At 65.8% G+C, this 25,386-nt stretch carries 23 protein-coding genes; 13 read left to right on the top strand and 10 right to left on the bottom strand.

Annotated elements, in window-relative coordinates; translation table 11 throughout:
- Positions 1-51 precede the first annotated feature (51 nt).
- The 4 genes from hmgA to IHD13_RS07670 all read right to left on the bottom strand — a co-directional run bounded on the left by hmgA (position 52) and on the right by IHD13_RS07670 (position 4,314).
- Positions 52-1,362 carry a homogentisate 1,2-dioxygenase gene (hmgA, locus tag IHD13_RS07685; RefSeq protein WP_195860456.1) on the bottom strand — a complete coding sequence of 437 codons (1,311 nt, stop codon included), beginning with the start codon at positions 1,360-1,362 and terminating at the stop codon, positions 52-54.
- 18 nt (positions 1,363-1,380) lie between these two features.
- Positions 1,381-1,587, bottom strand: coding sequence for a DUF2783 domain-containing protein (locus IHD13_RS07680; RefSeq protein WP_195860455.1), 207 nt, complete (start codon positions 1,585-1,587; stop codon positions 1,381-1,383).
- A complete protein-coding gene (locus IHD13_RS07675; protein WP_195860454.1) occupies positions 1,574-3,280 on the bottom strand; it encodes an FAD-dependent oxidoreductase in 1,707 nt (568 codons plus the stop codon). The genes IHD13_RS07680 and IHD13_RS07675 overlap by 14 nt, the downstream gene beginning before the upstream one ends.
- Positions 3,281-3,345: 65 nt before the next feature.
- Entirely contained in the window at positions 3,346-4,314 is a 969-nt protein-coding gene (locus IHD13_RS07670; protein WP_195860453.1) for an MBL fold metallo-hydrolase, read from the bottom strand.
- Positions 4,315-4,613: 299 nt separating this feature from the next.
- Between IHD13_RS07670 and IHD13_RS07665 the strand changes: the two genes are divergently transcribed.
- From IHD13_RS07665 to IHD13_RS07645, 5 genes are all read left to right on the top strand, one after another.
- Positions 4,614-5,675 carry a TRAP transporter substrate-binding protein gene (locus IHD13_RS07665; protein WP_195860452.1) on the top strand — a complete coding sequence of 354 codons (1,062 nt, stop codon included), beginning with the start codon at positions 4,614-4,616 and terminating at the stop codon, positions 5,673-5,675.
- 104 nt (positions 5,676-5,779) lie between these two features.
- Positions 5,780-6,256: a MarR family winged helix-turn-helix transcriptional regulator gene (locus IHD13_RS07660; protein WP_195860451.1), complete on the top strand. Its 477-nt coding sequence runs from the start codon at positions 5,780-5,782 to the stop codon at positions 6,254-6,256.
- A 665-nt stretch (positions 6,257-6,921) separates the two neighbouring features.
- On the top strand, positions 6,922-7,992 hold the full coding sequence (locus tag IHD13_RS07655; protein WP_195860450.1) for a TRAP transporter substrate-binding protein: 1,071 nt from the start codon (positions 6,922-6,924) through the stop codon (positions 7,990-7,992).
- Between the two features lie 12 nt (positions 7,993-8,004).
- Positions 8,005-8,562, top strand: a complete 558-nt coding sequence (locus IHD13_RS07650) for a TRAP transporter small permease (protein WP_195860449.1) — start codon at positions 8,005-8,007, stop codon at positions 8,560-8,562.
- Positions 8,559-9,854 carry a TRAP transporter large permease gene (locus IHD13_RS07645; RefSeq protein ID WP_195860448.1) on the top strand — a complete coding sequence of 432 codons (1,296 nt, stop codon included), beginning with the start codon at positions 8,559-8,561 and terminating at the stop codon, positions 9,852-9,854. The genes IHD13_RS07650 and IHD13_RS07645 overlap by 4 nt, the downstream gene beginning before the upstream one ends.
- A gap of 74 nt (positions 9,855-9,928) precedes the next feature.
- Here IHD13_RS07645 and IHD13_RS07640 read toward each other — a convergent pair whose 3' ends face one another.
- Both IHD13_RS07640 and uraD read right to left on the bottom strand, forming a co-directional pair.
- Positions 9,929-10,762 carry an IclR family transcriptional regulator gene (locus IHD13_RS07640; protein WP_195860447.1) on the bottom strand — a complete coding sequence of 278 codons (834 nt, stop codon included), beginning with the start codon at positions 10,760-10,762 and terminating at the stop codon, positions 9,929-9,931.
- A gap of 111 nt (positions 10,763-10,873) precedes the next feature.
- A complete protein-coding gene (uraD, locus tag IHD13_RS07635) occupies positions 10,874-11,404 on the bottom strand; it encodes a 2-oxo-4-hydroxy-4-carboxy-5-ureidoimidazoline decarboxylase (protein ID WP_195860446.1) in 531 nt (176 codons plus the stop codon).
- A gap of 200 nt (positions 11,405-11,604) precedes the next feature.
- Here uraD and uraH point away from each other — a divergent pair, with 200 nt between their 5' ends.
- The 3 genes from uraH to IHD13_RS07620 all read left to right on the top strand — a co-directional run bounded on the left by uraH (position 11,605) and on the right by IHD13_RS07620 (position 14,096).
- Positions 11,605-11,958 carry a hydroxyisourate hydrolase gene (gene uraH, locus IHD13_RS07630; protein ID WP_195860445.1) on the top strand — a complete coding sequence of 118 codons (354 nt, stop codon included), beginning with the start codon at positions 11,605-11,607 and terminating at the stop codon, positions 11,956-11,958.
- A gap of 57 nt (positions 11,959-12,015) precedes the next feature.
- Entirely contained in the window at positions 12,016-13,218 is a 1,203-nt protein-coding gene (locus tag IHD13_RS07625; protein ID WP_195860444.1) for a urate hydroxylase PuuD, read from the top strand.
- 161 nt (positions 13,219-13,379) lie between these two features.
- Positions 13,380-14,096, top strand: coding sequence for a GntR family transcriptional regulator (locus IHD13_RS07620; protein WP_195860504.1), 717 nt, complete (start codon positions 13,380-13,382; stop codon positions 14,094-14,096).
- A 73-nt stretch (positions 14,097-14,169) separates the two neighbouring features.
- Here the strand turns inward: IHD13_RS07620 and IHD13_RS07615 are convergent, their stop codons facing one another.
- The 3 genes from IHD13_RS07615 to IHD13_RS07605 all read right to left on the bottom strand — a co-directional run bounded on the left by IHD13_RS07615 (position 14,170) and on the right by IHD13_RS07605 (position 17,965).
- On the bottom strand, positions 14,170-15,627 hold the full coding sequence (locus IHD13_RS07615) for an NCS1 family nucleobase:cation symporter-1 (RefSeq protein WP_195860443.1): 1,458 nt from the start codon (positions 15,625-15,627) through the stop codon (positions 14,170-14,172).
- A gap of 70 nt (positions 15,628-15,697) precedes the next feature.
- Positions 15,698-17,086: an NCS1 family transporter gene (locus IHD13_RS07610; protein WP_230086193.1), complete on the bottom strand. Its 1,389-nt coding sequence runs from the start codon at positions 17,084-17,086 to the stop codon at positions 15,698-15,700.
- A 132-nt stretch (positions 17,087-17,218) separates the two neighbouring features.
- Positions 17,219-17,965, bottom strand: a complete 747-nt coding sequence (locus tag IHD13_RS07605; protein WP_195860442.1) for an aspartate/glutamate racemase family protein — start codon at positions 17,963-17,965, stop codon at positions 17,219-17,221.
- A 403-nt stretch (positions 17,966-18,368) separates the two neighbouring features.
- Here IHD13_RS07605 and IHD13_RS07600 point away from each other — a divergent pair, with 403 nt between their 5' ends.
- Together IHD13_RS07600 and puuE are read left to right on the top strand one after the other, a co-directional pair.
- A complete protein-coding gene (locus tag IHD13_RS07600) occupies positions 18,369-19,061 on the top strand; it encodes an aspartate/glutamate racemase family protein (protein ID WP_195860441.1) in 693 nt (230 codons plus the stop codon).
- Between the two features lie 119 nt (positions 19,062-19,180).
- The gene (gene puuE, locus IHD13_RS07595; protein ID WP_195860440.1) at positions 19,181-20,116 is read left to right on the top strand and encodes an allantoinase PuuE; all 936 of its coding nucleotides are present in this window, start codon (positions 19,181-19,183) and stop codon (positions 20,114-20,116) included.
- Positions 20,117-20,215: 99 nt separating this feature from the next.
- On the opposite strand, the gene IHD13_RS07590 is transcribed toward puuE, so the two are convergent.
- Positions 20,216-21,658, bottom strand: a complete 1,443-nt coding sequence (locus IHD13_RS07590) for a YfcC family protein (protein ID WP_195860439.1) — start codon at positions 21,656-21,658, stop codon at positions 20,216-20,218.
- Positions 21,659-21,981: 323 nt separating this feature from the next.
- On the opposite strand from IHD13_RS07590, the gene IHD13_RS07585 reads away from it, so the two are divergent.
- The 3 genes from IHD13_RS07585 to gcl all read left to right on the top strand — a co-directional run bounded on the left by IHD13_RS07585 (position 21,982) and on the right by gcl (position 25,378).
- Positions 21,982-22,833: a bifunctional allantoicase/(S)-ureidoglycine aminohydrolase gene (locus tag IHD13_RS07585; protein ID WP_195860438.1), complete on the top strand. Its 852-nt coding sequence runs from the start codon at positions 21,982-21,984 to the stop codon at positions 22,831-22,833.
- 17 nt (positions 22,834-22,850) lie between these two features.
- A complete protein-coding gene (locus IHD13_RS07580; protein WP_195860437.1) occupies positions 22,851-23,339 on the top strand; it encodes an ureidoglycolate lyase in 489 nt (162 codons plus the stop codon).
- Positions 23,340-23,602: 263 nt separating this feature from the next.
- A complete protein-coding gene (gene gcl, locus IHD13_RS07575; RefSeq protein WP_195860436.1) occupies positions 23,603-25,378 on the top strand; it encodes a glyoxylate carboligase in 1,776 nt (591 codons plus the stop codon).
- Positions 25,379-25,386: the final 8 nt, after the last annotated feature.

Genomic DNA, 25,386 nt, shown 5'->3' with positions numbered 1-25,386 from the left:
CCTAGGAGGCGCTGATTTATGCCGCGAGCGCAGCAATAAATCGGTGTTTTCCTAGCGATTCTCGGGGTCGAAATGGCTCTTCATGCCGGCCCACACATCCACATAGTCGCGCTGGCGGAAGTCCGCGTTCAGCGCCGCTTCGGTGGGATGATAGACGTAGCGGCTCTCGAACATAAAGGCCATGGTGGCGCCCTGGTACTGGGGCGTCAGCTCGCACTCGCTGGCCTTCTCGAAGGTCTCGGCGTCCGGGCCATGGGGCGACATGCAGTTGTGCAGGCTGGCGCCGCCGGGCAGGAAGCCCTCCGCCTTGGCGTCGTACTCGCCGTGGATCAGGCCCATGAACTCGCTCATCAGGTTGCGATGGAAGTAGGGCGGGCGGAAGGTGTTCTCGGCCACCATCCAGCGCGGCGGGAAGATCACGAAGTCGATATTGGCCATCCCCGGGGTGTCGGAGGGGGAGGTCAAGACGGTGAAGATTGACGGGTCCGGGTGGTCGAAGCTCACGGTGTTGATGGTGTTGAAGGTGGCCAGGTCGTACTTGTAGGGGGCCACGTTACCGTGCCAGGCCACCACGTCCAGAGGCGAGTGATCCAGGCGGGCCGACCAGAAGCGGCCGGAGAACTTGGCCACCAGCTCGAAGTCGCCCTGCACGTCCTCGTAGGCCGCCACCGGGCTCAGGAAGTCGCGGGGGTTGGCCAGGCCGTTGGCGCCGATGGGCCCGAGCCCCGGCAGCTCGAAGGGCGCGCCATAGTTCTCGCAGACGTAGCCGCGGGCGGCGTCGATGCCGTCGCCCAGGCGCACCTGGAACTTGACGCCCCGGGGGATGGCGGCGATCTCGCCGGAGGCCACCTCGAGCTCGCCAAACTCGGTGCGCAGGCGCAGGGTGCCGAGCTGGGGCACGATCAGCAGCTCGCCGTCGGCGTTATAGAAGAAGCGCTCCACCATGTCCCGGTTGATGGCGTAGAGGTGCACGCCGCAGCCGGCCTGGGTGCCGGCGTCGCCATTGACCGCCACGCTGAGCAGGCCGTCGAGGAAGTCGGTGGCGGCCTCGGGCAGCGGCATGGGGTCCCAGCGCATCTGGTTGGGGTCGGCGGCGGGCCTGGCCAGGGGGGCGGTGGCGACCCGGGCGTCGTCCAGCGGCCGGTAGGCGGACTGGGCCACCGAGGGGCGGATGCGGTAGAGCCAGGAGCGCAGGTTCTGGTGGCGCGGCGAGGTGAAGGCCGAGCCGGTGAACTGCTCCGCGTAGAGGCCATAGGGGCAGCGCTGGGGCGAGTTCTGGCCCTGGGGCAGGGCCCCGGGCAGCGCCTCGCTGGCGAAGTGGTTACGGAAACCACTCTGGTATTCCAGGGTTGGGGCGGTCATGGTGATATCCTCTCGAAATTACCGTTCCTGGGGTGCCGGTGCGGCGGCGATGTGCAGCGCCTCCTCCAGCACCGCTTGGTTGCCGACATGGTTGGCCAGCAGCAGGATCAGGCGAGCATTGATGCGCTCGCTCTCCTCGTCGCTGCGCTCCCGGTGGAGTGCGGTGAGCGCCGCGTAGAAGGCATCTGGGTCGCTGAAATTGGGGGCAAGATTAAGCCGTGACATGGGTCACCTCCGCGGCGGTCAGGTGCTGGCCCAGGGCCGTGGCCAGGGCGTGCTCCACCGCCTCGACGCGACACTCGGGCCAGCGGGCGGCGACGTGTTGGTCGGGACGCAGCAGGTAGCCGGCTCCCGGGGTCAGGCCGTAGCGGCTGGCCACCAGCCCCTGGGCGTCCTCGATCTGGCGGCAACGCGGCAAATCGGCCAGGGCCTGTGGGGCCGGCCCCAGCAGCAGCAGGTCGAGGTCCGGCTGGCGATCCAGCAGGGCTTGCAGTTCGGCGGCGCGGCCGGCCGGGCCAGCCTCCCGGGCATCCAGCAGCAGCACGAAACGATCCCCCAACTGGTTGAGCAGCCAGGCGTCTTCGCCGGCCAGGCGCACCGGCGCGTCCTTGGCGGGGCTGCCCGGGCGCAGCTCGACGGGCAGGCCCGCGGCGTCGTCGCCATTGAGGGGCGAGCCATCGTAGCGGCAGGGCATCGACAGGCGACCGCTGTTGACCAGGGTGCGGGCGAAGTCGTAGTGCTCGGCCAGCTCCAGGGTGGTGTCCCGGAAGAGGCGGCTGACGCGGCTCTTGGGGGTGATGAAATCGGTGGCCCGGGTGGAGTTGAGGATGTTCTCCGCCGCCCCGTGCTGGCGCTCGTCGTCATAGGTGGCGAGCAGCGCCGCGGGCGCCTGGCCCTTGAGCACCCGGGCCAGCTTCCAGGTCAGGTTCTCCACGCTCTGGATGGCGCCGTTGGCGCCTCGGGCGCCGAAGGGCGAGACCTGGTGGGCGGCGTCGCCCATGAAGAAGACCCGCCGGTGGATGAAGCTGTCCATCTTGCGGCAGCGGAAGGTGTAGACGCTGGCCCACTCCAGCTCGAACTCCACGTCGTCGCCGAGCATGGCCTGCACCCGGGGGCGGATGTTCGCTTCCTTCTTCTCTTCTTCCGGGTCGGCCTCCCAGCCCAGCTGGAAGTCGATGCGCCAGACGTTGTCTGGCTGCTTGTGCAGCAGCACCGACTGATTGGGGTGGAAGGGCGGGTCGAACCAGAACCAGCGCTCGGTGGGGAAGTCCGCCTTCATCACCACGTCGGCGATCAGGAAGCGGTCCTGGAACACCTGGCCCTGGCATTCCAGGCCCAGCATGTCGCGGATGCGGCTGTTGGCGCCATCGGCCACCAGCAGGTAGTCGCAGGCCAGGCGGTAGTCGCCATCCTCGGTGCGCACCGTCACCAGGGTGCGCTCGGCCTGGCTGTCGACCTCGATCACCTGGTGCTTCCAGCGCAGGTCGATGCGCTCGGGGAAGGCCTCGGTGCGCTCGACCAGGTACTCCTCGAAGTAGTACTGCTGCAGGTTGATAAAGGCCGGTACCCGGTGGCCATCCTCCGGCAACAGGTTGAACTCATAGACCTGGCGCTCCTGGAAGAAGACCTTTCCGAGCTGCCAGGTGACGCCCTTGTCGAGCATGGGCTGGGCGCAACCGAGGCGATCCATGATCTCCAGGGTGCGCTTGGCGAAGCAGATGGCCCGGGAACCGACGCTGACGGTGTTGTTGTCGTCCAGCAGCACACTATCGATGCCCTGCTGGGCCAGGTCGATGGCCGCGGCCAGCCCCGAGGGGCCGCCACCGATGATCACCACCGGGCAGTGGCGAATCTCGGCCCGGTCCAGCTCCGGCGGCCGGCGGTAAGGGTAGACGGGATTCTTGTAGGTATTCGGCATGGCTCCTCCGACCGCGACCCGTTACCGGGCCGCGGGGGTGTCCTGGGGTCAGCGAGCGCGGGGGGTTACTGGTTCTCGACCACTTCCTGCAGGGAGTGCCACATCTGCTGGTCGCGCTCGGCGGTCCAGATGCGCGGGTCCGGGTACTCGCCACCGGCCTCGTCATAGCAACGGGTGATATCGAAGGGCAGGCAGTGATCGAAGATCACCCAGTGGCCGTACTTGGGCTTCATCAGCGCGTAGGTCTCGGCATAGCACTCGGAGAGCGACTTGCCGGCGGCCTTGCCCGCCTTGACGCTGTTGTACATGGTCAGCAGGAAGTCGCGGGTGCCCTCGATGGCCTCGCGGCACTTCTCCGGGGTGGTCAGGGCGTCGCCGCGACCCGGCACCAGCTGCTCGGGCTCGAGGGCCAGCAGCTTGTCGAGGGTGGCCGGCCACTCCTCGTGGTAGGCGTCGCCGCTGTAGGGGGTGGCGCCGTACTCCACCTGGTCGCCGGAGAAGAGCACCTTCTCCTTGGGCAGCCAGACCACGGTGTCGCCCTTGGTGTGGCCCTTGCCCAGGTGCATGATGCGCACCTCGCGGCTGCCCATGAAGACGGTCAGCTCGCGCTCGAAGACGATGTTCGGCCAGGTCAGGCCCGGTACCGAATCGACGCCCTGGAAGAGGCGCGGGAAGCGGCCCACCTCGGATTCGTAGTCCTGCTGGCCGCGCTCCACGATCAGGTCGTAGGTATTGCGGCTGGCGTAGATGTTCTCGGCCTCGTAGGCGGAGGCACCCAGCACCCGCACCGCATGGTAGTGGCTCATCACCACATGCTTGATGGGCAGGTCGGTGATTTCGCGGATCCGGCGGATCACGTCCTGGGCCATGATCGGGGTGGCCTGGGTGTCCACCACCATGACGCTGTCGTCGCCGATGATGATGCCGGTGTTGGGGTCGCCCTCGGCGGTGTAGGCGTAGAGGCCGTCGGCGAGCTGGGTGAAGCTGACCTGCTTCTCTTCGGTATCGGCGTGGGATGCGAACTTCTTGCTCATGGTTCCTCCGCTCGGTCGGGGGGGCGCAGGGGCGGCGCCTTGTCGTTGGTGTGTCGGGATAATAGTTTCTATTGAAACTTGTTGTCCAGCCGGCTTCGCGCCCTCCGTCGTCTTCATCGACCGATTCTCGCCATGACTCATGTCAAATCAGTGGCTTAATTGGCGATCAGACTTAAGTCTAGTCCATTTCTCACCGGCAAGTAGTTGCGCAAGAGATCAATTGGCGGGCAAGGTGTCGGCGATAACGCATAACAATGATGCCGATGCCGCGCATCGGTCCGACGACAAGGAACTCGACCATGCATCACGCCACTCGCCTGTTGCTGGGGGCCGCCGCCGCCCTCTGCCTGAGCGCCCCTGCCTTGGCCCAGACTCAGGCCCAGACCACCCTCACCGTCAGCACCTGGGGAGGCCCCAACCACGGTGTCAACACCATCGTCTGGCCCACCTGGCAGGCCTGGATCGAGGAGGCTACCGAGGGGCGGGTGACCCTGGAGGTGGTCCACGACATGGGCCCCCCTGCCTCCCAGATGGATATCGTGGCCGACGGCATCGCCGATGCCAGCTGGATCTTCCATGCCCATATGGCCGGCCGTTTCCTGGCCACCCAGTTGCCGGAATTCCCCACCTTCGAGCCCTTCTCCTCCGAGGACGCCGCCGCCGCCTACTGGCACACCCATCAGGCCCATCTGGCCCAGGCCAACGAGCATCGCGGCGTGGACGTGGTGGCCATGGGGGTGCATGGCCCGGGGCAGGTCTTTACTCGCGATGCCGTGGCCGATCTCGATGGGCTGGCGGGCAAGCGCCTGCGGGTCGGCGGCGGGGTGATGAGCGGCCTGGCGGAGGCCCTGGGCGTCACCGGCGTGGCCCTGCCGCCCACCGGCGTCTACGAGGCGGCCTCCCAGGGCGTGGTGGATGGCGCCATGCTGACCCTGGAGAGCCTGCGTAGCTTCCGGGTCGCCGAGGTGGCGCCCCATACCCTGACGGTGGATGGCGGCTTCTACCGCGGCAGCTTCGCCATCGTGGTCAACCCGGCCTTCTGGGATCGGGTTTCCCCGGAAGACCGCGCGGCCATCGAGGCGGTCTCCGGCGAGCACCTCTCGCGGCTGTTCGGCTACATGATGGATATCTCCGACGAGCGCGGCGTGGCCTTCGGCGAAGAGAGCGGTCAGGTCACCCAGGCCCTGGGCGAGAGCGATATCGCCCGGCTTCAGGAGATCACCGCGGAGCTGATCACCTCCTGGTCCGCGGACGTGGCCCGCCGCGGCGTCGAGGCAGAGGTGGCCCTGGCGCACTTCCATGAGCAACTCGCCGAGGCCGCCGAGGCCGAGGGCATCGCTTCCCGGGTTGTGGCCCATTAAGGGCCGGGAGGCATTGCCATGCAGCGCCTCCCTCTGGCCGCCATCGGCGGGGATGCGTGCCGGCGCCGCCTTTCCTGTGCCAGCGGTCCTGTGAAGGAGGCGTGATGAGTGTCGGGTCGTCTCGTGAGGTGCCGCCGGCGAAGGCGGAGCTGGACCTGGGGCAGTTCCTGCCCTACCGGTTGAATAGCCTGGCGGAACGCATCAGTCAGGCCCTGGCGCGCCAGTACGAGTCGCGCTACGGGCTCAATGTCTCCCAGTGGCGGGTGCTGGCCTGGCTCAGTCATCGCGACGTACTCACGGCCACCCGGATCCGCGAGGCGACCCAGATGGACAAGGCCCGGGTCTCCCGGGCGGTGCAGGCCCTGGAGGCGCGGGGCCTGATCCGTCGTACCCCCTGCACCAGCGATCAGCGTCTGCACTACCTGAGGCTGACCGCGGCGGGGGAGGCGCTACTGGCGGAGCTGGTGCCCCAGGCCCGCGCCTGGGAGGCGGAGCTGGTGGCGACCCTCGGCGCCGGGGAGTATCGCGACCTGTTCAATGCGATGGGTAAGTTAGAGAGGCAGCTGGCGCGTATGACCTAGGCTATGTCCGAAAACTGGCTGTGCTCGGCCATACGGCGTTAAAAACCGGCTCGTGCGCGAGTCCGATCAAAGTACTCATTTACACCGCGTAAACTCCGTCTTTTCGCCGATTTTTGCCTTGTCTGACCTTCGCTCGCCGACTTTTCAGACAAAGCCCAGCAAGAAATCGATACCGCCTGACGCCGCCGTGAGGCGATTTCGTGGTTGATGTGGTCGGGGCGTCGATGGCTGGGCGAGCGCGGCGGGGAGGGCCAGATGAGTCGTGGCCTGGTGGGAGCCTTCCTGTTTGGGTTTAGGAAGCGACACAAAGAAACTGGCTAAATATTAGCATTTTGTTTGGATTATATTTCTGCATGACAGGATGTTGGTGGCGATATCAGCTATTTCGTGCGCTTTCCGATGATGGCTTCTCGACTACTTGTTTGCTTGCTACAAGATTGTCAATACATTGAAAGTAAAGGATTTTTCTCCGCTTAGACCTATGTCTTATTAGCCATTTGTCGCGACGCCATTGCGCCGGCGGGGCTCTGCCGGGCATTGTATGCACAACGTGTTTCTTTCTATCGATAAAAATACAAAAAAATGTATCGCTTTGCGGCCTCGTCCGCACCCTAGCTAACAACAGCAAATCATGCCGCCACCCGGTGGCGACGGAGGGAGTGACCATGTACAAGAAGACCGCCAGCCTGATGATCGGCGCCCTGGCCGCCGCGTCCCTGAGCACCTCGGCCCTGGCCCAGACCACCATCACCGTCAGCACCTGGGCCGGCCCCAACCATGGCATCAACACCATCGTCTGGCCCACCTGGAAGGCCTGGATCGAGGAGGCCACCGAAGGTCGAGTGACCCTCGACGTGGTCCACGACATGGGGCCGCCCGCCTCCCAGATGGAGATGGTGGCCGACGGCATCGCCGATGCCACCTGGGTCTTCCATGGCTATAACACCGGTCGCTTCGAGCTGACCAAGCTGCCCGAATTCCCCACCTTCGAGGACTTCTCCTCCGAGCATGCTTCCGCCGCCTACTGGCGCACCCACCAGGAGTACCTGGCCGATGCCGGCGAGCATCGGGGCGTCGAGGTGGTGGCCGCGGGCGTGCACGGCCCGGGCTGGATCTTCAGCCGTGAACAGTACGAGACCCTGGACGACCTGCGCGCCAAGCGCATTCGCGTCGGTGGCGGCGTGATGGGTGACCTCTCCAATGCCCTGGAGCTGACCGGCGTGGCCCTGCCGCCCACCGGCGTCTACGAGGCGGGCTCCCAGGGCGTCATCGACGGTGCCATGCTGGTGCCGGAAGGCCTGCGCAGCTTCCGCGTCGCCGAGGTCTTCCCCTACACCCTCAAGGTGGACGGCGGCTTCTATCGCGGCAGCTTCACCATCGTGGTCAATCCGATGATCTGGGACCAGATCTCCGCGGAGGATCGCGAGGCCATCGAGGCGGTCTCCGGCGAGCGTCTCTCCCGCCTCTTCGGTTATATGTTCGATACCGTGGACGTGCGTGGCGTCGCCTTCGCCGAAGCGCAGGGGCACACCTTCACCGAACTCAACGGCGAGGACCTGGAGACCCTGCGCGGTATCAGCGAGACCCTGGTCGACGACTGGGCCGAGACGGTCACCACTAGCCGTGGCGTCGATGCCCAGGCCGCCATTGCCTTCTTCCGCGAGCAGCTGGCCGCCGCCGCCGAGGAAGAGGGCGTGGCCGCCCTGGTGCCGGACACCATCGTGCCGGCCGAATAAGCGGAGCTACCCATGCAGACCCTGGCGACCCGCGCCGCGCGGCTCGGTCTGGTGATGCAGCGAGGCCTGGAGGGGGTGGCGGGCGCCACCCTCTTCGCCCTGATGCTGCTGACCACCGCCGATGTCACCGGCCGCTACTTCTTCAATAACCCCATCCTCGGCACCGTGGAGCTGACCCAGCTGATGCTGGCGGCGGTGGTCTTCCTGTCGCTGCCGGTGGTGTGCTGGCGGGAGGCGCATATCAGCGTCGACCTGCTCGATGCGGTCTTCCCCAGGGGCCTGATCTGGTTCCGCCAGCTGGTGGTCAATGGCGTCTGTTGCGCGGCCCTGTGGGTGATGACCCGGCGGGTCTGGGCGCTGGGCGAGCGGGCCTTCGCCTGGGGCGACGTCACCGAGTTCCTGCGGCTGCCGCTCGGCTACCTGATTTACCTGATGGCGCTGATGCTGGGCCTCTCGGCGCTGCTGCTGGCCCTGCGCGCCCTGGGCTACCTGCTCGAGGGGCTCAGGGTGATCGAGCGCGGCGGGCCGCTCAGCCCCGAGCGCGAGACGCCCCCGGAGGACAAGGCATGATCGAGGCACTCTACGGTTTCGCGGCGCTGCTGCTGCTGGTCTTTTTGCGCCTGCCGCTGGCCTTCGCCATGGGCATCGTCGGCTTCCTGGGCTTCTACTACCTGACCGGTAACTGGAACGCCGCCGAGGCGATGGCCGCCCGGCGGGTGGTGGATACCGCCATGGACTACGGCCTGTCGGTGATCCCGCTGTTTATCCTGATGGGCAACTTCGTCTCCCATGCGGGGCTCTCGGATGCCCTGTTCCGGGCCTCCAACGGCTTCCTGGGGCACCGCAAGGGCGGTCAGGCGATGGCCACCATCGTCGCCTGCGGCGGCTTCAGTGCCATCTGCGGCTCGAGCCTGGCCACCGCCGCCACCATGGGGCGGGTGGCCATGCCGCAGATGCGCAAATACGGTTACCACGACTCCCTGGCCTCGGCGTCGATCGCCGCCGGGGGCACCCTGGGGATCCTGATTCCGCCCAGCGTGATGCTGGTGATCTACGGCATTCTCACCGAGACCAGCATCCGCGAGCTGTTCGCGGCGGGCTTTATCCCCGGGGTCCTCGGCATCGTGCTCTACCTGCTGGCGGTGAAGTGGGTGCTGTGGCGTGACCCCAGCGCCGGGCCGGCGGCGGAGCGGGTGCCCTGGGCGGAGCGCTTTGCCGCCCTGAAGAGCGTGGGTAGCACCCTGGCGCTCTTCGTGCTGGTGATCGGCGGCATCTACCTCGGCGTGTTCACCCCCACCGAGGCGGCGGGCATCGGCGCCATGGGCGCCTTCGTGATCGCCCTGCTGCGCCGGGCGCTGACGCCCCAGGTGGTGATGAACGTGCTGATGGACACGGTGCGCACCACGGCGATGCTCTTCGCGGTGGTGCTGACGGCGTTGATCTTCGCCAACTTCATCAACCGGGCGGGGTTGCCCAACGACCTGCTGGCCTTCGTCAACGGCCTCAATGTGGCGCCCTTCGTGGTGATCCTGGTGATCCTGGCGATCTATGTGCTGCTGGGCTGCGTCTTCGAGAGCATGTCGATGATGCTGCTCACCGTGCCGGTGTTCTTCCCGGTGGTGGCGGGGCTGGGCTTCGATCTGGTGTGGTTCGGCATCCTGGTGGTGATCGTCATCGAGATCAGCCTGATCACGCCGCCGGTGGGAATGAACGTCTTCGTGTTGCGGGCGGTGTTGCCGGACGTCTCCACGGGGACCATCTTCCGCGGGGTGACGCCCTTCTGGTTCGCCGGCATGGCACGGGCGCTGCTGGTGCTGGTATTCCCGGGGATCGTGCTCTTCCTGCCGCAACTACTCTACTAGCCGCTCTCCCGAAACCTAGACGGCAAAAAGGCCGACCCTCGAGAGGGTCGGCCTTTTGGTTGGAGGGGCCGGAGTTAAAACGCCTCGGGGCTGGGCTGCTTGCCGCCAATTTGCGCGGTAATCTCCCGCGCCGCGCGGCTGACCAGGCCGCCGAGCTCCGCCAGGCGCGATTCGGGAATCCGCGCCACCGGGCCGGAGACCGAGATGCCGGCCAGGGCATTGCCCTGTTCGTCGTGGATGGTGGCCGCCACGCAGTGCAGGCCCACCGCGTGCTCTTCCCGATCGCAGGCGTAGCCCTGGCGACGAATCTCGGCCAGGGCCTCGCGCAGCCGCGCCGGGGTATCGATGGTGCTGGCGGTGACCCGGGGCAGGCCGCGGGCCTGGAGGATGCGCTCCACTTCCTTGTCCGGCAGCCAGGCCAGCAGGGCCTTGCCGACGCCGGAGGCGTGCATGGGCGCCCGGGAGCCGAGGCGGGTGATCATGCGCATCATCTGCGGTGACTCGCTCTGGGCCAGGAAGACCGCCATGCCGTCGTCGCGGATGCCCAGGTTGGCGGACTCGCCGCTCTCCTCGGTGAGGCGGCGCAGGAAGGGGCGGGCGGTGGCCACGAAGTCGCGGGCCTCCAGGAAGGTGTTGCCGATCTGGAAGGTCTTGACCCCCACCTTCCACAGCCCCAGCTCGGTGTCCTGGGTGATAAAGCCCTGCTGATGCAGGGCCTGGAGCAGCCGGTGGGTGGTGGAGGGGGCCAGGCCGACGATCTGGGCGATGTCGGACAGCGCCAGGCCCATGGGGGCGGCGGCCAGCCCCTCGAGGATATTGAGGCCGCGCACCAGCGACTGGCTGTGTCCGCCGCTGCTCTTGCCGCTTCCGGCCGGCCGTCCCACCGTCTTGCGTTTGCTCTCGGTCACGCCTCGTTCTCCGTCACCCAACTGCGATGGCGCCTAGGATACACCCTCGGCGCCGCTCTGTCGTGGTAACGGAAACCCCTTCCACTAAACCTCGCGAGCGGCGCCATCGCCTCACTGCTGCTCGGCGCGGGCCTGGAGGCGGAAGAGGGCGATGCGGTTGATCTGTTCTACCACGGTGCGGCGCTCTTCTTCGGCACTGTTCTCCAGGCGCTCCTCGAAGGCGGCGAGGATCAGGTGGCGGTTGCTGCCCTTGACGGCCATCACGAAGGGGAAGCCGAAGCGCTCCTTGTAGGCGTTGTTGAGACGCTCGAAGCGGGCCAGCTCCTCGGGGGTGCACTGGTCGAGGCCGGCACCGGCCTGCTCGCTGGTGGAGTCGTCGGTGAGCTCGCCGGCCAGGGCCGCCTTGCCGGCCAGGTCCGGGTGGGCGCGCACCACTTCCAGCTGACGCTCGGGGCTGGCCTCGTCGAGCACCTTGCCCATGGCCGCGGCCAGGCCCTCGGGGGTGTCCTGCTCGGCGCCGAGGCCGGCCTCCCAGGTCAGTTCGGCGACCCAGGGGGAGTGCTCGTAGATCTCGCCGAACTGGGCCACGAAGGTGGCGCGGTCCATGCTGCTGGGGCGGGGGTGCAGGGTCTTGTCGCTCATTGTTTTCTCCTTGGGAGGCAGAGGGCCCATGATACGCTACATCTACTGTATACAAAAACTCTTTGAAATGTACTCCATTTGAGGCTAAAACTGTAACCATAGAGTTTGGGCCGGTTTCCGGCGAGGGCACGCTTGCCGAGCCTCGGCCTTTTCCTTACCCGCGCCGCCCCGCGGTGCCATGACGACAACAGGAGAGACACATGGGACGCGTAACCACTCACGTCTTGGACTCTGCCAAGGGCCGGCCGGGCCACGGTATTCGCATCGAGGTCTTCCGCATCGAAGGCGACGAACGGGTGCGTATCGGCGAGGCCGTGACCAACGACGATGGCCGCTGCGATGCCCCCATCCTCGAGGGCGATGCCCTAACCGTGGGCGAATATGAGCTGCTTTTCCATGCCGGTGACTACCTGGACCGCGAAGGCGTGGCCGGTCCCAAGCCGCGCTTCCTGGACCGCATTCCGCTGCGCTTCGGCGTCGCCAACGCGGACGAGCACTACCATGTGCCGCTGCTGCTGGCGCCCTACAGCTTCTCCACCTACCGGGGCAGCTGATCCCGGTCGGTTCCCCTGAAACGACTCACAACAACCGTACAAAGCGAGCGCTGAGTTATGGACGCGTACCTCCTCGAATTTGCCAATATGCTGCTGCGATGGCTCCACGTCATCGCGGCGATCGCCTGGATCGGTGAATCGATCTACTTCGTGATGCTGGATAACGGGCTGAAGACGCCCAAGGACGAGGCCTGCCGCAAGAAAGGCGTGTTCGGCGAGATGTGGGCCGTGCATGGCGGCGGCTTCTATCACAACCAGAAGTACGCTACGAGCCCGGAAAAGCTCCCCGACGACCTGCACTGGTCGTTCTGGAAGTCCTATACCACCTGGCTGTCGGGCTTCGCGCTCTTCGCCCTGCTCTACATGGCCAATCCCAGCTTCTACCTGGTCAATCCCAACAGTCCCTGGGAGTGGGCCGCCAACATGACCGGCTGGCAGGCCAATGTCATGGCACTGGTCTTCCTGCTCGGCGGCTGGGTGGTCTACAACGAGCTGTGCAAGCGCATCAGCCCCAACATGGAACGTGACGGCGTGCTGAGTATCGCCGTGGCGGTGATGATGGTGGTGGTCGCCTACCTGAGCGTGCATATCTTCTCCGGTCGCGCCGCCTTCCTGCTGACCGGGGCGGTGATGGCCACCGCCATGTCCGCCAACGTCTTCTTCTGGATCATCCCCGGCCAGCGCCGCATGGTGAAGGCGCTCAAGGCCGGCGAGACCCCGAACCCCATCGACGGCAAGCGCGGCAAGCAGCGCTCGGTGCATAACACCTACTTCACCCTGCCCGTCGTGCTGCTGATGATCAGCAACCACTACTCCTTCCTCTACGCCCATGAGCTGGCTTGGGTGCTGATGGTGCTGTTCATCTTCGCCGGTGCCCTGATTCGCCAGTTCTTCGTGCTGATGCACTCCGGCCAGATCAAGCCGGCCTACCCGGCGGCGGGGGTGGTGCTGATCCTGATCAGCATCTGGATCGGTGCCCCGGCCAGCAGTCCGGCCGGTGAGGTGGTCGAGGGCGAAGGGCCCGCCATCGAGGAAGTGGCCGCGATCATCAATGATCGCTGCGTGACCTGCCACTCCCGGGAGCCGAGCCATCCCAGCTTCGCCGCCGCCCCGGCCGGGGTCGCCTATGACAGCGAAACCAGCATCCTCAATGGTGCGGCGCAGATTCGCCAGGTCGTGGCCAGCAACTACATGCCGCTGGGCAACATGACCCAGATGACCGACGAGGAGCGCGAGGTGATCGCCGCCTGGCGCGACTGAGCGAGCCCGGCGCAAGGAAGCTTGCGCCTCTCATCGCAAGAGCAAGACGGTGGCCCGCCCCTGGCGGGCCCTGTCGTCTCTGGGCAACGAAAGCGTATACAATGGCCTGGATGATGGGCAGTCGATCTGGAGAGTTGCCGACCATGACGGAACACAAACCGATGCCGGCCGCGGAGCGCCCCAAGCGGCGCCTGGGCAAGAACGGCGATGGTGCCGAGCGCCACGATGCCATCTATCGTCATATCAGCGATGCCATCATCGAGCACCGCCTCAAGCCTGGTGCCAGGCTGCGCGAGGACGCCCTGGCCGAGGTATTCGGCGTCAGCCGCACCGGCATCCGCAAGATCCTCCAGCGCCTGGCCCTGGAACAACTGGTGACCCTGACCCCGCGGCGCGGGGCCAGCGTGACCCGGCCCACCGCCGACGAGGCCAAGGACGTCTTCGATGCCCGGCAGATGGTGGAGTGCGGCCTGATGCCCGAGGTGGCGCGGCGCATCACCGCCGCCGACCTGCGTGGCCTGCGCGACATGGCCCGCCGGGAACGCGAGGCGCTGCGCGCCGGTGAACAGAGTGCGGCCATCAAGCTCTCCGCGGCCTTTCACGAGCGCCTGGCGCGGCTCTCCGGCAACGCCACCCTGGCCGAGTTCGTCGGCCGTCTCTGCTCGCGTTCCTCGCTGATCCTGGCGGTCTATGGCAACACCGGCCACCTGGGGTGCGAGTCCCACGATCATGATGACCTGATTCGCTTCCTGGAGGAGGGCAACGGCGAGCGCGCCGCGGCCTTTATGAGTCGTCATCTCAAGGCCATCGAAGCCTCCCTGTCGATCACCGAGGCGGAGGAGGAGGCGCCCGATCTGCACCAGATCTTCTCCGGCTAAGGCCGCGTTATCTTCAACGACACGGGCCCCGGGCAGCATTGCCCGGGGCCCGTGTCGTTGCGGGGTGGTGGAATCAGGCGCCGGCAAGGGCCGGGGCGACCCGGAACTGACGCATCAGGCCATAGTAGAAGAGCCCGCCGAGGGCGGCGCCCATCAGCCAGCCATAGCCATTGAGGTCACTGAGTGCCGGCACGATCACGGTGGAGATCGAGAACAGGGCCGCGCCGCCGAAGGCGAGCAGGGCGCGCTTGTTCCAGCCCTTGAGGTAGTAGTAGGTGGTGCCCTCCTTGGAGGAGAAGAGGTCCTGCATGTTCAGGTGCTGGCGCTTGATCAGGTAGTAGTCCACCACGATGATCCCGTAGAAGGGGGCGACGATGGCGCCGAGGGCGTTGACGAAGCCCGGCACGCCGATCTGGCTGATCACCGAGACCCACAGCGCCCCCACGAAGAAGGCCACCCCGGCGGTGATCAGGCCACCCACCTTGAAGCTGATCTTGCTGGGGAAGAGGTTGGCCAGGTCATAGGCCGGCGGGATGAAGTTGGCCACCAGGTTGATGCCCACGGTGGCGGCGAAGAAGGTCAGGGCGGCGACGATGGTCAGCGGCAGGGAGTCGACCCGCTCGACGATATCCGCCGGGTTGGTCAGGGCCTCGCCGAACAGCACCAGGGTGCCGGCGGTGATGATCAGGGCGATGAAGGAGAAGAAGGCCACGTTCAGCGGCAGACCCAGCAGGTTGCCGAGCTTCATCTGGCGCTCGCTCTTCACGAAGCGGGTGAAGTCACCGAAGTTGATCACCACCGCGGCGAAGTAGGCCACCATGGTGCCGACGATGGCCAGGAAGGCCGCCAGGGCACTGCCACTGCGCTCGCCATCGGCGCTGAAGATGGTGCCCACCGCGGGCAGCAGGTCGCTGCCGGCCTGGTACCAGACCACGATCATCAGCACCACCATCACCACATAGACCAGCGGGCCGGCCCAGTTGAGGAAGTGCTTGATGCGCTCGATGCCCTGCCAGAAGATCGCGATCTGGAACAGCCAGACGATCACGAAGGCCAGCCAGGCGACCCCGGAGAGGCCCAGGAAGGTGCCGCCGTTGCCGGCACCGAACAGCGCCACCAGCAGCAGGGCCACCGCGGTGGAGGCGAAGTAGGTCTGCACCCCGTACCAGAAGATGCCGATGATGGCGCGCAGCATGGCCGGCAGGTTGGCGCCGCGTACCCCCATGCTGGCGCGCACCATGACCGGGAAGGGGATGCCGTACTTGACGCTGGGCTTGCCGGTCAGGTTGACCAGGAACATCACGATCACCCCGGCCAGGATGATCGCCGCCATCACCGCCCAGCCATTCAGCCCATAGGCGAGGAACAGCGAGGCCGCCAGGGTGTAGCCGAACAGGCTCTGGATGTCGTTGGACCACACATTGAAGATCTCGAAGGCGCCCCAGTTGCGATCCTTGTGCTTGAGTGGAGCCAGATCCTCGTTATAGAGGGTCGGGTCGATCGTCTGGATATCCAGATCGCTCTCTTTCATCGATGTCACCATTGTCGTTATTGGTGGGGGTGCCGCCCGGCGCTGGCCGGGCGGAAGTCGGGGAAGGCGTTTACTGGCGGAAGCGCTGGCAGGGGGCCCAGTGCTGCATCAGCAGGTAGTAGGTGACGCCGGCGGGGATCAGGCTGGCGTACCAGGAGACCGCGGAGAAGGTCAGGGCGGCGGCGATGCCCACCAGGGTGGCGATCAGGGCCGCATAGTTGACGCCCCGGTAGGGCCCGGTCTCGTCATACAGCTTGGCCAGGTCGAGGGTGCGGCCGCGGATCAGGTAGTAGTCCACCACCAGTACCGCGAAGATCGGGCCGAGGAAGGCGGAGTAGGTCTGCACGAAGAGCTGCAGGCCGGCGGCGGAGTCGGGCTGCACCAGCTTCCAGGGGAAGGTGGCGAAGGCCAGCAGCCCCACGATCACGGTGGCCACCGGGAACTTCAGCTTGAACACGTCCATCAGCACATAGGTCGGCGGTACCACGTTGTTGAGCACGTTGGTGGTGACCTGAGCGAAGGCGATGAACAGCAGGGTGGTCATCAGCAGCGGGGTGTTGTCCACGGCGTTGGCGAACACCTGGATGGGATCGGCGGTACCGGTGGCCTCGGAGACCATGAAGCCGATCAGGCCCATGAAGAGGGTGCAGGGCAGGATCGACATGGCGTAGATGGTGGTCAGGATGCCCGGGCCGGTGCCGTGCTTGTGCTCGCGAGCATAGTCGCTGACGTTGAGCATCATGGTGCTGTAGATGCCCAGGAAGAGCATGGTGGCGCCCCAGAAGGGCAGGCCCCAGGAGCCTTCCATGGTCAGCAGGTTGGCGGAGAGCTCGTCGCCGTAGCGCTGCACCGTGGCATAGAACATGTAGGTCAGCGAGGCGAGGATAAAGGCACTGCCGATGTTCTCCAGCCACTTGATGCCCTGGAAGCCCATCACCGACAGGCCGATCTGCAGGAACTGGAAGGTGATGAAGTAGAAGATCAGGTTGTCGAAACCGAACAGGGTCGCCGAGACCATGTTCAGGGCGCCGGCACCGATCCAGCTCTGGAAGCCGTACCAGACGATGGCCGGCACCGCCCGTACCAGGCCCGGCAGGCGGGTGCCGGCGAAGCCGAAGGCGCTGCGGGCCTGGACCATGAAGGGAATGCCGTACTTGTAGCCGGCGGCGCCATTCAGCGCCAGGGCGATACCGATCACGAAGCAGCCGATGGCGATGGCCACCGTGGCCTGGATCAGGTTCAGGGTACCCACGACGCTGGAGCCCATGGCGAAGGTGCCGATGGAGACGCAGCCGCCGAACCAGGCCAGGAAGTAGGAGGCGCGCCCCATGATGCGGGTCTGCTGGGGCGCCAGGGATTCCTGGCCAGGGGCCTTGGTCTGGGAAGCGCTGCCCGGGATGGCCCCCGAAGGTGCCGCACTGACCTGTGGAGCCGTACCGTGGGGAGTGGGATCGGTCATGGTGGTGTCCTCGCAAGTGTCTGCTTGACTTGTGGTTATTGCCGGACAGTCGTCCGATGGTCGCTTGCGTCTGGCGTGCGCCTGGGGCGTCTTGTGGTTATGGGTGATGTGGCGTGACCGGAAGCGAGCCGGTCAGCGGCCGGGGGCCAGGTTCGAGAAGTGTTCGAAACGACCGGTGAAGGCCTTGGGCCGCGGGAAGGCCAGGTCGCCATGCTTGCTGGTGCCCAGTCCCAGCCCGACCAGGGCCTCGGCCAGCTTGACCGCTGCGGTGACGCCCTCCACCACCGGCAGGCCCACGGCCTCGGTGATCTCGGCGGTCAGGTCCGCCATGCCACCACAGCCCAGCACGATGGCGCCGATGCCATCCTCCGCCTTGGCCCGACGGCTTTCGTCGATGATGCGTGCCACGGCGGCGTCGCCGTCCTCCTCCAGGTCGAGCACCGGAATCTCCGCCGCCCGCACCCGGCGGCAGTGATGGGCGAAGCCATACTGGGCCAGCAGGTGCTCGGCGATGATGGCGGTGCGCCCCAGGGTGGTGACCACCGAGAAGCGGGTGCTGATCAGGCTGGCCATATGAAAGGCCGCCTCGGCGATGCCGACCACCGGGGCCCGGGTCAGCTCGCGGGCCGCCAGCAGCCCCGGGTCGCCGAAGCAGGCGATGATATAGGCATCGGTACCCTCTCGCTCGCCGGCCAGCACCTCCTCCTGGACACCCACCGCGGCCACCGCCTCGTCGAAGTGACTCTCGATGGAGACCGGCCCGGCATCGGGCTGGGTGGCGACGATATGGGTGCCCGGGGCGGCGATGCGCGTCGCCGCCTCACCGATGGTGGCGGTCATGCCGGCGGTGGTATTGGGGTTGATCAGGCGTAGCCGCATGGGGAGCTCTCCGCTGCGTGTGAACAAGGAAATCTTGTTTTGTACACAAAATAGATTCGCCTTGGCCTAACCGCAAGAGAAAAGACGATATGGCTTTTTACCTGGATTAATCATTGTGAAACAACGTCTTGTATATTGTTTTCTAATTATTATTCGAAATTTCTAGACTAGACTTAAGTCGCAACCACCCGGTTTTTTCGAGGATGTCGACCGTATTTCCGACGTCATGTATACACTTGATTGTATCCAATGTTCTCAGTTGCCCACCGTCGGCAGCGATCGGGGGTTAGTCGGCCATATCCCGAGGAATGAAGGATAGGAGGAAAAAAGTGCTTGAATTTTTTGTATACAAAGGCCAATCCTTAACAGGGGCTATCCGAGACGTGATCGGCGAGCCACCGGCATGAAAGAAGAGGAGAGTGCGATGCGCCTGCTGCTGCTCAACGGCAATAGCAATGCCGCCATGACCGCGGTCATGGCCGATCGCGCCCGGCACTGGCTGGGCGAGTCGGTCACGGTCATCGAGGAGACCGCCGAGGAGGGGGTGCCCTATATCGGTTCACGGCGGGACTGCGCGCTGACCGCGGCCAGCACGGTAAGTCGGGTCGAGGCGCGGCTGGCCAGGAGCGGCGTGGAGGTGGAGGCCATCCTGCTGGCCTGCTTCGGTGAGCCGGGGCTGGACGCGGTGCGCGAGATCAGCCCGGTGCCGGTGCTGGGCATGCTGGAGGCCTCGGTGCTCAGCGCCCTGCAGCTGGGAGAGCGCTTCGCCATCATCACGCCGGGGGCGCGCTGGCCGCGGATGATCGAGGAGCGCCTGCATGCCCTGGGCGTCTCCCATCATTGCCTGGAGATCGTGCCGGTGGTGATCGACGACCTGGCGCTGCCCGCCCAGCGGGACGAGGCCCGGACGCGGGTCGCCGAGGCCTTGGCCGGGTTGGAAGCGCGCTGCTCCCCCTCGGTGGTGATCATCGGTGGGGCGGCCTTCGCCGGCTTGGCCCGGGAGCTGTCGGCGCCCGAGGGGGGCCGCTTGCTGGACGCCTTCGATGCCGCCCTGGCCCAGTCCCTGGCCCTGATGCATCTGGGGGCCCAGAGATAGTCCCCTCGGGACTTGCAAGGCCGCTGGATACACTCTATCTTCGTATTGTATACATAAACTGTTGCTCGCTTCTGTCCCCCGGAGGTCGAGCCGACGCAGAACAATCAGGAAGGTCAGCCATGAGCGTTACGCCTAACCGCGACTATCCCCGTGACCTGATCGGCTACGGCCGTGACCCGGTGCATGCCAACTGGCCCGGCAAGGCCAGGATCGCCGTGCAGTTCGTCCTCAACTACGAAGAGGGCGGCGAGAACTGCGTGCTGCACGGCGATAGCCACTCCGAGAAGTTCCTCTCCGAGATCGTCGGTGCCGAGGCCTACCCGGAGCGTCACCTGAGCATGGAGTCGATCTACGAGTACGGGTCGCGGGCCGGCGTCTGGCGCATCCTCAAGGAGTTCGAGCGCCGTGGCCTGCCGCTGACCGTGTTCGGCGTCGCCATGGCCCTGGAGCGCCACCCGGAAGTGGCCCACGCCTTCAAGGAACTGGGTCACGAGATCGCTTGCCACGGCCTGCGCTGGATCCACTACCAGAACGTCCCGGAGAGCGTCGAGCGCGAGCACATGCAGCGCGCCATCGAGATCTTCCAGAGCCTCTACGGCGAGAAGCCGCTGGGCTGGTATACCGGCCGCGACAGCCCCAACACCCGTCGCCTGGTGCTCGACGAGGGCTCCTTCCTCTACGACAGCGACTACTACGGCGATGACCTGCCGTTCTGGACCACCGAGCGCGACAGCCAGGGCGAGGCCCGCTCCCACCTGGTGGTGCCCTACACCCTGGACACCAACGACATGCGCTTCGCCACGCCCCAGGGCTTCAACACCGGGGACCACTTCTTCAGCTACCTGCGTGACGCCTTCGACGTGCTCTACGCGGAGGGCGAGGAGGCGCCGAAGATGCTCTCCATCGGCATGCACTGCCGCCTGCTGGGTCGCCCGGGCCGCTTCCGCGCCCTGCAGCGCTTCCTCGACCATATCGAGTCCCACGACCGGGTCTGGGTCACCCGCCGCGTGGATATCGCCCGCCACTGGGCCGAGCACCACCCGGCCACGCGCTGAGGTCGGCTTCCGATGATGGCGCCTCCCGAAACCAACATGCCCCGCCCGGCGAGGCCGGGCGGGGCATGGGGGTGGGGCGGGGATCGGCGCGTCAGGCGATCAGCCGACCCATTGGGTGGCCTGGGCGAAGGCCAGGAAGCCCAGGGCGATCACTACCCAGAGGCAGAACAGCGGGAAGAAGAATTTCACCCACTTCTGCCAGGGCACGCCGGCGATGGCCAGAGTGGCCATGAAGTAGCCGGAGGTGGGGTAGAGGATATTGCCCATGCCGTCGCCGAGCTGGTAGGCCAGCACTGCGGTCTGGCGGGTCACGCCGATCAGGTCGGAGAGCGGTGCCATGATCGGCATGGTGACCAGGGCCTGGCCGCTGCCGGAGGGCACCACGAAGTTGAAGGCGAGCTGGGCAAAGTACATGCCGATGGCGGAGAGCAGCGAGGGCAGTTCGCCGACCAGGCTGCCGAGGCCCATGACCAGGGTGTCCATGATCTGGCCGCCTTCCAGGACGACGGCTACGCCACGCGCCACGCCGGCGATCATGGCGCCCACCAGCACATCGCGGAAGCCCTTGTTGAAGGCCTCGCAGATGGCTTCGGTGTTAAGGCCCGCGATCATGCCGACGACGATGCCCATGACGATGAACAGGCCCGCCATCTCCATCATGAACCAGCCCTGGCGCAGTACGCCATAGACCAGGATGCCGAAGAAGGCGAAGGTGGCGATGGCGGCCAGCTTCTGACGGCCGTTGGCGGTCAGGGCGCCTTCGTCGTCGGCGTGCAGGTAGAGGCGGCGCTTCTCGGCCTCACCCTCGTCGTCGGCCATCAGGCTGAGGCTGGGGTTCTCACGCACCTTGCGGGCATAGCGCATCACGAAGAAGATGCCCGCGCCGAGTACCACGGCGAAGGCGGCGGCGCGCAGGCCAAACCCCGAATAGAGGGGCAGGTCGGAGAGCTGCTGGCCGAGGCCGGTATTGATGGGGTTGAGGATGCCGGTGGCGAAGCCGGCCGTGGTGGCACACAGGGCCACGGCGGCGGCGGTCACCGAGTCGAAGCGCAGGGCGATCATCAGCGGCAGGATCACCGGCACGTAGACCAGGGCGAGCTCCTGGGTGCCGATGATGGTCGCCACCACGGCGAATACCGTCATCAGTACCGGGATCATCAGCAGGCTCTGGTTGGCGAAGCGCCGGCTCAGCTTGTCGACGCCGATCTCGATGATGCCGGTGCGGCGCAGCACCATGAACATGCCGCCGATCATGAAGGTGAAGAACACCACCTCGCCGGCACTCATCAGGCCATTGGGGATGGCCAGCATGAAATCGACGACACCGGCGGGGTTCGAGTCCACATACTGGAACGACTCGGCGTCGATGGTGATCCGTCCATTGGGCCCGGGGATGCGCTCGAACTGGCCGGCCGGAACGAAATGCGTGGCGATCGCCGCCAGGGCGATGAAGATCACCAGGATCACGTAGATATGCGGGATACGCCAGCCGGATGGCTTGGCGGCAGCCGCCTTGGTCGCGCTGGAAGAGGGTTCAGACATGATATTGCCTCATTTTGTTGTTTCTTGAGGTGTACGCGAGTGCATGCGGGCTCATGCACTCCGAGGAAGCGCTTCTGCGTCGCTCCCCTCTCCAGGCGCCCGCTGGGCTGGCCTGGAGCAAGGCGAAGGATCAATCCGCTATGGCTAATCTTGTATACGGACTATTTGCGGCCTTGCCTTGACTCTGATTGAAGCTTAAATTGGAAATAGTTTCCAGAGATTTTTTGCCGTGCTTTGCCGACCCGGCGGCGCGGCCCGAACACAACCGCCGGGTGCCTGTTGCATCGCAGAGAGCGGTTATTCCCAACCAACGAGGACACACCATGGCTCGTAATACCTATTACGCCCCCCAGGGCGGCCATCCGCCCCAGACCCAGCTGCTCTCCGACCGCGCCGTCTTCACCGAGGCCTACGCCATCGTTCCCAAGGGCGTGCTGCGGGACATCGTCATCAGCTACCTGCCGTTCTGGGAAAACACCCGTCTGTGGGTGCTGGCGCGTCCGATGACCGGCTTCTCCGAGACCTTCTCCCAGTACATCGTGGAAGTCTCTCCCGGCGGCGGCAGCACCAAGCCCGAGCTGGACGAGGGCGCCGAGGGCGTGCTCTTCGTGGTCGAGGGCGAGATGGTGCTGACCCTGGCCGGCGAGAAGCATGTGATGCAGCCGGGCGGCTACGCCTTCATTCCGCCGGGCAGCGACTGGAGCCTGCGCAACGAGAGCGACGCCGCGGTGCGTTTCCACTGGATCCGCAAGGCCTACGAGTTCGTCGAGGGCATCGAGGTGCCGGAGGCCTTCGTCACCAACGAGAACGATGTCGAGCCGATCGCCATGCCGGGCACCGACGAGAAGTGGGTCACCACCCGTTTCGTCGACCAGTCCGACATGCGTCACGACATGCACGTCAATATCGTCACCTTCCAGCCCGGCGGCGTGATCCCCTTCGACGAGACCCACGTCATGGAGCACGGCCTCTATGTGCTCGAGGGCAAGGCGGTCTATCACCTCAACCAGGAGTGGGTCGAGGTGGAAGCGGGTGACTACATGTGGCTGCGCGCCTTCTGCCCGCAGGCCTGCTATGCCGGTGGTCCGGGCCCGTTCCGCTACCTGCTCTACAAGGACGTCAACCGCCACATGAAACTCAATGCCTCCGCCGCCTACCGCGGCCTGCAGCGTTGAGTCGCGAGGAGGACGTGATGCTGGAACTCACCGCCGCCCCCCTGACGCGGGAGGCCTTCGCTCCCTTCGGTGATGTCATCGACACCCGGGGCGCCGACTTCTTCCCCATCAATGCCGGGCGCACCAAGCGCTACCACGACCTGGCCAAGGTGGAGACCCTGGGCGAGGAGGCGCGGACGCTGATCAGCATCTTCGTCAGCCAGCCGGTGGAGGTGCCCCTGAGCCTCGACTTCCTGGAGCGTCACCCCCAGGGCAGCCAGGCCTTCGTGCCGCTGCACGAGGAGCGCTTCCTGGTGGTGGTGGCTCCGCCGGGGGACAAGATCGACCCGGCCCAGGTGCGCGCCTTCGTCACCGATGGCCGTCAGGGCGTCAACTACCGCGCCGGCACCTGGCACGCCATCCAGTCGGTGCTGGAGCGCGAGGGCGAGTTCCTGGTGGTCGACCGGGGCGGCACCGGCAACAACTGCGACGAGCATCCATTGGCGGTTCGCGTCACCCTGGACTGAGCCTCCCTCTAGCCAGTCTCGGAGGGCCGGCGGGGTATCCCGTCGGCCCCTTCGGCGTGTCTGGGTTTTGTCGCTGATTCTATGATAATTGGATGGCATTTTGACAAAATTTCTGGAGATGCAAATTTTTGAAATAAAAGAGGTTTTCTGTTCTTTGGTAATTTCTGTGGAAATGTCTTCCATAAAATATTGACAGGGTGGCGGCGCCCGCCTACCTTGAATGGCAAGAACCCTGATTACCGTGTCACCGAGGAGGAATCGTCGTGGCCAAGATGACCGCAGCAGAAGCCGCCGTTCACGTTCTGAAGAAAGAGGGCATCGATATCGCCTTCGGCGTGCCCGGCGCCGCCATCAACCCCTTCTATGCCGCCCTGCGCAAGGTCGGCGGCGTGGATCACGTCCTGGCTCGCCACGTCGAGGGCGCCTCGCACATGGCCGAGGGCTACACCCGCACCAAGGCCGGTAACATCGGCGTCTGTATCGGTACCTCCGGCCCCGCCGGCACCGATATGATCACCGGCCTCTACTCCGCCAGCGCCGACTCCATTCCGATCCTCTGCATCACCGGCCAGGCGCCGCGCGCCAAGCTGCACAAGGAAGACTTCCAGGCGGTCAACATCCAGGAGATCGCCGGTCCGGTCACCAAGTGGGCCGTCACCGTGCTGGAGCCGGCCCAGGTGCCGCGCGCCTTCCAGCAGGCCTTCCACCTGATGCGCTCCTCGCGCCCGGGCCCGGTGCTGATCGACCTGCCCATCGACGTGCAGATGAGCGAGATCGAGTTCGATCCGGACACCTATGAGCCGCTGCCGGCCTACAAGCCCACCGCGAGCCGCGCCCAGGCCGAGAAAGCCATGGAGCTGCTCAACGACGCCGAGCGCCCGCTGCTGGTGGCCGGTGGTGGCGTGATCAACGCCGACGCCAGCGACCTGCTCACCGAATTCGCCGAGCTCACCGGCGTGCCGGTCATCCCGACCCTGATGGGCTGGGGCACCATCCCCGACGACCATCCGCTGATGGCGGGCATGGTGGGTCTGCAGACCTCCCACCGTTACGGCAACGCCACCATGCTGGCTTCCGACTTCGTGATGGGCATCGGTAACCGCTGGGCCAACCGCCACACCGGTGAGATCTCCACCTACACCGAAGGCCGCAAGTTCGTTCACGTGGACATCGAGCCGACCCAGGTCGGTCGCATCTTCGGCCCGGACTACGGCATCGTTTCCGACGCCAAGGCGGCCCTGGAGCTGTTTATCGAGGTGGCCAAGGAGTGGAAGGCCTCAGGCAAGCTGAAGAACCGCAGCGCCTGGGCCGAGGAGTGCCAGGAGCGCAAGCGCACCCTGCTGCGCAAGACTCACTTCGACAACGTGCCGGTCAAGCCCCAGCGCGTCTACGAAGAGATGAACAAGGTCTTCGGCAAGAACACCCGCTACGTCAGCACCATCGGTCTGTCGCAGATCGCTGGCGCCCAGTTCCTGCACGTCTACAAGCCGCGCCACTGGATCAACTGTGGTCAGGCCGGCCCCCTGGGCTGGACCATCCCGGCCGCCCTGGGCGTGTGCCGCGCCGATCCGGACGCCGAAGTCGTCGCCCTCTCCGGTGACTACGACTTCCAGTTCATGATCGAAGAGCTGGCCGCGGGCGCTCAGTTCAAGCTGCCCTACATCCATGTGCTGGTGAACAACTCCTACCTGGGGCTGATTCGCCAGGCCCAGCGCGGCTTCGACATGGACTACCAGGTGCAGCTCTCCTTCGAGAACATCAACTGCCCGGAGATCAACGACTACGGCGTCGATCACGTCTCCGTGGTGGAAGGCCTGGGGTGTAAGGCGCTGCGCGTCACCCAGCCCGAGGATATCGCGCCGGCTCTCGAGGAAGCGCGCAAGCTGATGGCCGAATACCGGGTGCCGGTGGTGGTCGAGGTGATCCTCGAGCGGGTCACCAATATCGCCATGGGCACCGACCTGGGCGGCGTCAACGAGTTCGAGGCCCTGGCCGAGAATCAGGAAGACGCCCCGACCTCCATCGCCTCTTTGACCTAAAGTAGACG

Origin of the sequence: Halomonas sp. 328 (genome assembly GCF_015645095.1) — a bacterium.
In the GTDB taxonomy this organism is placed as follows: Bacteria; Pseudomonadota; Gammaproteobacteria; order Pseudomonadales; family Halomonadaceae; genus Bisbaumannia.
This window is presented reverse-complemented; position numbering and strand designations above follow the sequence as displayed.